Source organism: Cupriavidus sp., from assembly GCF_057315035.1.
The window spans coordinates 1-7,385 of record NZ_DBHKYV010000076.1 but is presented as its reverse complement, the minus strand read 5'-3'; the positions used below and the strand labels follow the sequence as shown (position 1 = coordinate 7,385).

The following is a 7,385-nucleotide window of genomic DNA, read 5'->3' as shown; positions in this document are numbered from 1 at the left end:
GTGGTGGTGGCGGGCGGCAGGTGGACAACCGGCATGCGGACGCGCGCACCAACAACGTCCGCAGCAACAGTGTTAACAGCGTCAACAACGTCAATGCCAACCGCAACGTCAACGTCAATTCGAACCGCAATGTGAACGTCAATGTTGAAGGGGGCGGCTGCTGCCATAACGGCTGGGACAACGACTACCATCCGGTGGCCACCGCTGCCGCGGTCACCGCAACGGTAGCCGTCACGTCCGCCGTGGTGGGTTCGATGGTGCGATCGGTGCCCCCGAACTGCGCGCCGGTCAACTATGGCGGCATGGTCTATCAGCAATGCGGAGGCACCTGGTACCAGCCGCAGGGTTCGCAGTATGTGGTCGTGAACCCTCCTTATTGATTCGCCCGATCCGGTACATGCAATGTTCGATCGGATTTTTCAACGACGTGCCGATGGCGGTGCTGTTTGTCACCGTAGGACTGGGATATGCAATCGGCAAGCTTCATATCGGCAAGATCGCGCTTGGCGGTGTATGTGGTACGTTGATCGTGGCGCTGCTGGTGGGGCAGACCGGCTGCCAGATGCATGGCGAGCTCAAGGAAGTCGCGTTTGCCCTGTTCATCTTCGCGATGGGTTATTCGGGTGGCCCGCAGTTCTTTGCCAACCTGAATCGCTCCAGTCTCCGTTTCATGCTTCTGCCGTTTATCGAGGCGCTGGTGGTGCTGGCGATCGTGCTGACGGCCACGCGGATGCTGGGGCTGGATGCGGGCACCGCCGCGGGGCTCGCCGCGGGTGCGGCAACCGAGTCAGCGGTCGTGGGCACGGCTGCGGAGGCGCTGCGCCACCTTGGCCTGGATCCCGCCGATGCGTCGCGTATGGAGTCGAATATCGCCACGGCCTATACGTTGACGTACCTGGTGGGCCTGATCAGCATCGTGTTCTTTACCAGCCAGGTCGCGCCCGCACTGTTACGCCTGAACTTGCGCGAGGCATCGCGCGAGCTGGCGGCCAAGCTGGAGGCGGCATCTGACGACGACGTTGCCAGCCAGCCCGCACTGCCACGGCTGGTAGGGCGCGCCTATCGCGTCGAGGGCGCGGCAGGGCTTACGATGAGCGAGCTCGAGGTCGCGCTCGGTGGCCGCACCATGGTCATCGGGCTGTTTCGTGACAACGTGCTAGTGGAGGCGACACCGGACAAGTTGATGCAGGCCGGCGACATCGTGGCGCTGATTGGCGTGCGCGAGCGGCTGGTCATCAAGGGCGAACTGGTAGGCACCGAAGTCCTGCTGCCGCCAGGGCATGCCGACCTGTTGCAACTCGAGGAATCGCAGGTCATCGTCAACAAGAAAGGCATCAATGGCCGATCGCTGCGTGAGCTTGGGCAGGCGGCAACCCGCAGGGAAATCCGTTTCGTATGGATCCAGCAAATCATGCGCTCGGGCATGAGCCTGCCCATCACGCCCGCCACGCGATTGCAGCATGGTGATCGCGTGACGCTCGTCGGCGCGGACGATGCGCTAGGCCTCGCGGCGCGCGAACTCGGCACCCCTGTACGGCACGTCGATGCAACGGACCTGGTGTTCCTGTGCGTCGGGATCCTGGTGGGCCTGCTGATCGGCAGCTTGTCTTTCACGGCCGCGGGCATACCGATCTCATTGGGCAGTGGCGGCGGAGCGCTGGTGAGCGGGCTCGTATTTGGCTGGATCAACTTCAAGCGGCCGGGCACCGGCGATATGCCGGTTGCCGCGGTGCAACTGCTGAAGGATCTCGGTCTGGCAGTGTTTGTAGCCTGCGTAGGCCTGTCGGCGGGCCCGGATGCGGTCACCCTGATTCGCGAGCACGGTGCCGTGCTGCCATTGATCGGCATCGCCGTCTCGCTGGTGCCGGCCTGTCTTTCGCTATGGATCGGGCACAAGTTCCTGAAGATCGAAGGGCCGCTGCTGGTGGGTGCCATTGCCGGCCAGCATGTCAGCACCCCGGCAATCAGTGCCATCCTCGAAAAGAGCCAGAGCTCCGTGCCTTTGCTAGGTTACACGGTGACCTATGCCATCGCCAACGTCATGCTTCCCGTACTGGGTCCGATCATTGTTGCGCTGGCGTATCGGGTTGGATGATAACGACCCACCCGGGTACGTTCACAATTGCCTGACGAGTTGCGCCAGCAGCTTCACGCCTTCCTCGATTCGGTCGTCGGCGATGGCGGTAAAGCCCATCCGGAAATGCGGCGATGGTGCGTCGGACGAGAAAAACACGTCGCCCGGTTCGATGATCAGCCCATGTGTCAGCGCCTTGGCGGCCAGCGCGCGGGCATCCATGCCGGGCGGGCCTTCGACCCAGAACGACGAAGCACCGGGCGAGTTGCGGACCTGCGCCTGGGGCAGATGCCGTGCCAGGGCATTGCGCAGCACCTCCGCGCGACGCTGGAAAATTGGTGCCACGCGACGCAGCAGCGCATCGTGGTGGCCCAGTGAAATAAACAGCGCCGTGGCGCGCTGGTTGTTCGCCGGCGGGTGCCGGAGCATGAAGCGGCGCAGCGCACGGGCCTGGCGGATCACGGTGGCAGGCGCCACGATATAGCCCAGCCGGATACCTGGTACGAAAGACTTGGACAGGCTGCCGATGTAGATCACCCGCCCATTCCGGTCCAGGCTTTTCAGGGCCGGTATTGGCTGGGCGAAGGCTGGGTTCTCGGTGTCGTAGTCGTCCTCGATCACCATGAAATCATGCTCGGATGCCGCGTTGAGCAACGCCTCGCGGCGCTCCAGCGGCATGGTGACCGTGGTGGGGCATTGATAGCTGGGCGTGACAAAGGCGTAGTCGCAGCGGGCCAGGTTGGCATCCGGACACAGCCCCGCATCGTCCACCGTGAGCGGTACCACCTCGCTGGCGCGCATGCCGAAGATATGGCGTGCGTCGTTATAGCCCGGTTCTTCCATGCCCACGGTTGCGCCTTGCATCAGCAGGTCGGCCAGCAGGTAGAGCGCGTGCTGCGCGCCCATGGTCACCATGATCTCGTCGGGATTGGCCCAGACGCCACGACGCGGCAGGATATGTTTCTGTAGCTGCTCGATCAGCAGGGGGTCGTCGCGATCGATCAGGTCCGAGGCCCAGCCGCGAATCTCGAGCACGGCCAGCGCCATGCGAGAGCATTCGCGCCAGTCGGCGGTGGGAAACAGGGCCGGGTCAAATTGCCCATAGATGAACGGATACGGATAGTTCTGCCATTCGCTCGGCTTGACGATGGCACGTTTGCCGGTCATGTCGGGAAGCCGCGCGGACCAGTCCGGGGCATTCGCGCTCGGTGCGGGCTCGGCGGCCGGCACCGGCTTGGCCTTGCCCGCGCCTTGCATGGGCGCCGCCACGAAGTAGCCACGGCGCGGGCGCGTTTCGAGAAAGTTCTCCTCGACCAGTTGCTGCAATGCAAGAATCACCGTATTGCGCGCGATGCCCAGCGTCGACGCCAGTTCGCGGCTCGATGGCAAGCTGCTGCCTGCCGGCAATTGGCGCGAGAGTATTGCGGACACGAGCTGCTGGCGCAATTGGGCCTGCAGGCTGACGCCGAGGTCCGGCGAAAGCTGCAGTAGCCTGTTCCAAAGCGTTGCTTCCTTGCTCATGTCCGCCACAGTGGTTGGGTTGCATTCCCTGTAGCGTGCCATGTTGACCCGATTGCGGCAAATTCGCACCGATTGCAAAGCGTCAAAGTACTTCGTCCTTCAGGTGATACCAGCGATACAGGAACCATTGGCCGAAGCGGCGGAACGGTGCGAAGGCCTGCGCTTCCACCATCTCGCGCACGTTCGGGAACGGCAGCGCGGAGCGGAAGATCGGCAGTTCGGGGCCCGCGCTCTTGCCGGCGATCAACGCCGCCAGGCGCTTGCCGGCCTGCGCCGAATACATGACGCCGTTGCCGCCATAACCCATGGCGTAGTAGATCGACTGGGTGGGGTCGGCCTGGAAGATGCGCGGCATCATGTCATGGCTGACGTCGACCCAACCCCACCACGAGTAGTCGATCTGGATGCCTTGCAGTGCGGGAAACTTGCGATACATGTCCGCGATCAGCTTGTCCTTGTACTTCTGCTGCGGGGCGTCGTTGCCGGAGATCGCGCTGCGGCTGCCGATCTGCAGGCGACCATCGGGCATCAGGCGGTAGTAATGGCGCAGGATGCGAGTGTCCGTGATGACCTGCGTGGTGCGGAAGTTGCACGCCTCGATCTCGCTGGGTGTCAACGGGCGCGTCACGATCGAATTGGAAAGGATCGGGAACAGCCGGTTCTTGAGCTGCGCATGCAGGTGCGGCGAGGTGTAGCCGCCGGTGGCTACGCCAACGGCACGCGCGCGCACCACGCCGCCCGGCGTCTTCAGGTAGTGAACGCCGCCGCGTGTTTCCCAACCCGTGACCGGGCTGGACGGATGCACCTTGGCCCCAAGTTCACGCGCGCGGCGCAGGTAGCCGAAGGCGAGCTTGCCCGCATGGATGCCAATGCCTTCAGGCTCGTGCATGGCGCCGGCGGCTTCCTTGTCGTCCACGTATTCGCGCTTGACGGTGTCGGCATCGAAGATGCGTGCGTCGTACTTGAACACGTCGCGCAGAACCTTGGCCTCTTTTTCGAGGGCCGGCATGACCTCGGGCCGGTGCGCAATGTACAGATGCCCGCCGGGCTGCGGATCGCAATCGATATTGCTGATCAGTTGCTTGAACGTCTCCATGCCCTCGCAGACTTCCTCGTGCAGCCGCAGCGCGGTGTCCAGGCCGTAGCGCTGGATCCATTGCGAGCGCTTCAGGCGGCCCGACGCGCATTGCGCCTGCCCGCCGTTGCGCGTGCTGCAGCCCCAGCTGACACGGTTGGCTTCCAGCACCGTGGCCTTGATGCCGTACTCCTGCGCCAGGAAAATGGCGCAGGTGAGCCCGGTAAAGCCCGAGCCGATGATGGCGACATCCACGTCGATGTCGTGGGTGATCGGGCCGTCGTCGGCAGGCGGCTCGCCGGCAGTACCGATCCAGTACGTTGGCGCGTATTCGCGGCCATGGCCCGGGTTGGGCGATACCAATGGATCGTAGGCGGGATCATAGGGGCGCGAGGGCGATGTAGCGCGGCTCTCGGGCAGGATCAGGCGGGTTGCGGTGGCATCCATGATGGCGTTCCTTTTGGCGCGGCGGGCAACGTTTACCGGGCGACGGCAGCTACGGCGGGACGATCCTTGCGATACGCGTTCTTCACGGCAATCTTGCCGTTGCGGAACGTGAACACGTCCACCATGCGTGCCTCGATACGCGAACCGTCGGCCTTGGTGCCACGGAACGTCGATTCGCTGACGCCGCGTTCGCCGCTGACGAAATGCTCGCCGTCGAGCCACGCCGCATCGGGGAAGGTCTGCCATGCCAGCATGAAGCCCTCGCGAACCGCGTCGCGGCCCTTGAAGGTGCGGCCAAGCAGGTCAGCACCGGCCACGGCGTGAAACTCGCAGTCGTCAGCCATGAAGCCCATCAGGGCGTCGATGTCGTGACGGTTCCAGGCGTCGGCAAAGGCGGCGAGCGTGTCGGCAGTGACGTTGGCAGTGGTCATGGAAGTGTCTCCTTTGAGTCGTTTCTTTTGGGTTCCGGCGGGGGACCGGTTGATGGTGCCAGCTTAGTGAGTTGCCTCCCGCCGCAGTAGATCCAGAGCAGGGAATCGTAGGAACCAGCCAGGCAGCAGGGACGACAAAAAGCCCGCTGGCTCCAGACAGGGCGCAGCGGGCTTTGCGGGGTGGGGCGAAGTCAGTGGGCGCGGCGCGGCTTGACGATCGGCGGCGCGTCGAGCTGCTGCTTGCGGCACCGCTGGCGCACCGAATAGCCGATCAGCAGCAGGCAGATGCTGGCCACGCCCAGCAACAGCGGGGTGCGCTGGTCGGGAATGAAAGCCATGGCCACCACGATGCCCAGCATGCCGATAATGGCCACATAGGTCAGGTAGGGATAGGCCCACATGCGCACCTTCAAGGTTTCAGGGGCCTCGCGCTCCAGCCTGGCCCGCAGGCGCAGTTGCGATATCGCGATCAGGATGTACACGAAGATGGCCACGGTGCCGTACGAGTTGACCAGGAAGGCAAAGACCGTGTCGGGTGATACGTACGACATCACGACGGCGCCGTAGCCGAACAGCGTGGCAATCAGGATGGCCCGGCGTGGCACACCATTGCGGCTCACACGGGCCAGTGCTGCGGGTGCATCACCACGGCGCGTAAGGGCGAACAGCATCCGCGATGACGCATACAGACCGGAGTTGAGAGCGGAAAGTACCGCCGTAAGTACCACCGCATTCATGATCTGCGCGGCGGCGGGGATGCCCATGGCGTGCAGCGCGCTGACATACGGGGTGGCGATGGCCTTGGAGTTCCATGGCACCAGGCAAACCACCAAAAGCACCGAGCCGACATAGAACACGAGTACACGGGTGATCACAGAATTGGTGGCCCGCGCCACCGCCTTTTGCGGCTCGCTGGTCTCCGCCGCAGCCACCGTGACAATCTCGGCGCCAAAGTAGAACCCGGTGGCCGCCACCGCGCCGGTCAGCACCGGCACGATGCCATTGGGCGCGAAGCCGCCATGCACGGTCAGGTTGGCCACGTTGGGCGCCGTATGTGGCCACAGTCCCAATACGTAGACGCCGGCCACGAACAGGAACACCACGATCGCGGCTACCTTGATCGACGCGAACCAGAACTCGAATTCGCCAAATGACTTTACCGATACCAGGTTGGTCAGCGTCAATAGCACCAGCAATACCAGGCTGATGGACCAGGCCGGTATGTCCGGCAGCCAGAAGCGGATCAGGTCTGCGCCGGCCACCGCTTCGAGTGCCACCACGATGACCCAGAAGTACCAGTACATCCATCCAGTCATGAACCCGGCCAGGTCGCTGACCGCCGGCCGGTCGCGAAACGCTTCGCGCGCATATTCGTAGAACGAGCCCACCGTGGGCAGCGCGCATGCCATTTCGCCCAGCATGCGCATCACCAGCACCACCAGCAAGCCGGTGATGAGAAAGGAAATCACGGCGGCGGGTCCGGCGGACTTGATGACGACGCCGCTGCCGACGAACAGCCCGGCGCCGATTACGCCGCCCAGCGCGATCATGGTCATATGGCGCTGTTTCAGGCCATGTTGCAGACCATTCGAGTGTTGCTGATCTTGAATCACTCTTGTCTCCTGCACTGCTTTGGTGTCTTGCGCCACGTTTGTTCTGGTCCAGCGGTGCAGCGTCGAACACTGCCTGGTACGTGTGCGCGGCCGGATCATTCCGGCAATCTGGCCCGCCCGGGCTGGCGCCGGGCGGTGATGCAAGTTTCAGTCTATGGCTCTACCCGATGATCAGACAAAGTCCTTGTACTTGTCGAGCATGCGCACGGGCTTGGCCAGCGCAT

At 63.7% G+C, this 7,385-nt stretch carries 6 protein-coding genes; 2 read left to right on the top strand and 4 right to left on the bottom strand.

Annotated elements, in window-relative coordinates:
- Both ACO550_RS39205 and aspT read left to right on the top strand, forming a co-directional pair.
- A partial coding sequence (locus tag ACO550_RS39205; protein ID WP_485995169.1) for a hypothetical protein occupies window positions 1-380 on the top strand: 380 nt, incomplete at its 5' end.
- A gap of 17 nt (window positions 381-397) precedes the next feature.
- The gene (aspT, locus tag ACO550_RS39200; RefSeq protein WP_315598856.1) at window positions 398-2,095 is read left to right on the top strand and encodes an aspartate-alanine antiporter; all 1,698 of its coding nucleotides are present in this window, start codon (window positions 398-400) and stop codon (window positions 2,093-2,095) included.
- 21 nt (window positions 2,096-2,116) lie between these two features.
- Here aspT and pdxR read toward each other — a convergent pair whose 3' ends face one another.
- The 4 genes from pdxR to ACO550_RS39180 form a co-directional block, all read right to left on the bottom strand.
- Window positions 2,117-3,595, bottom strand: coding sequence for a MocR-like pyridoxine biosynthesis transcription factor PdxR (pdxR, locus tag ACO550_RS39195; RefSeq protein ID WP_315598855.1), 1,479 nt, complete (start codon window positions 3,593-3,595; stop codon window positions 2,117-2,119).
- A gap of 82 nt (window positions 3,596-3,677) precedes the next feature.
- A complete protein-coding gene (locus tag ACO550_RS39190; RefSeq protein WP_315598854.1) occupies window positions 3,678-5,117 on the bottom strand; it encodes an FAD-dependent oxidoreductase in 1,440 nt (479 codons plus the stop codon).
- 32 nt (window positions 5,118-5,149) lie between these two features.
- The gene (locus tag ACO550_RS39185; RefSeq protein ID WP_315598853.1) at window positions 5,150-5,548 is read right to left on the bottom strand and encodes a nuclear transport factor 2 family protein; all 399 of its coding nucleotides are present in this window, start codon (window positions 5,546-5,548) and stop codon (window positions 5,150-5,152) included.
- 191 nt (window positions 5,549-5,739) lie between these two features.
- Window positions 5,740-7,104, bottom strand: coding sequence for an amino acid permease (locus ACO550_RS39180; protein WP_485995170.1), 1,365 nt, complete (start codon window positions 7,102-7,104; stop codon window positions 5,740-5,742).
- Window positions 7,105-7,385: the final 281 nt, after the last annotated feature.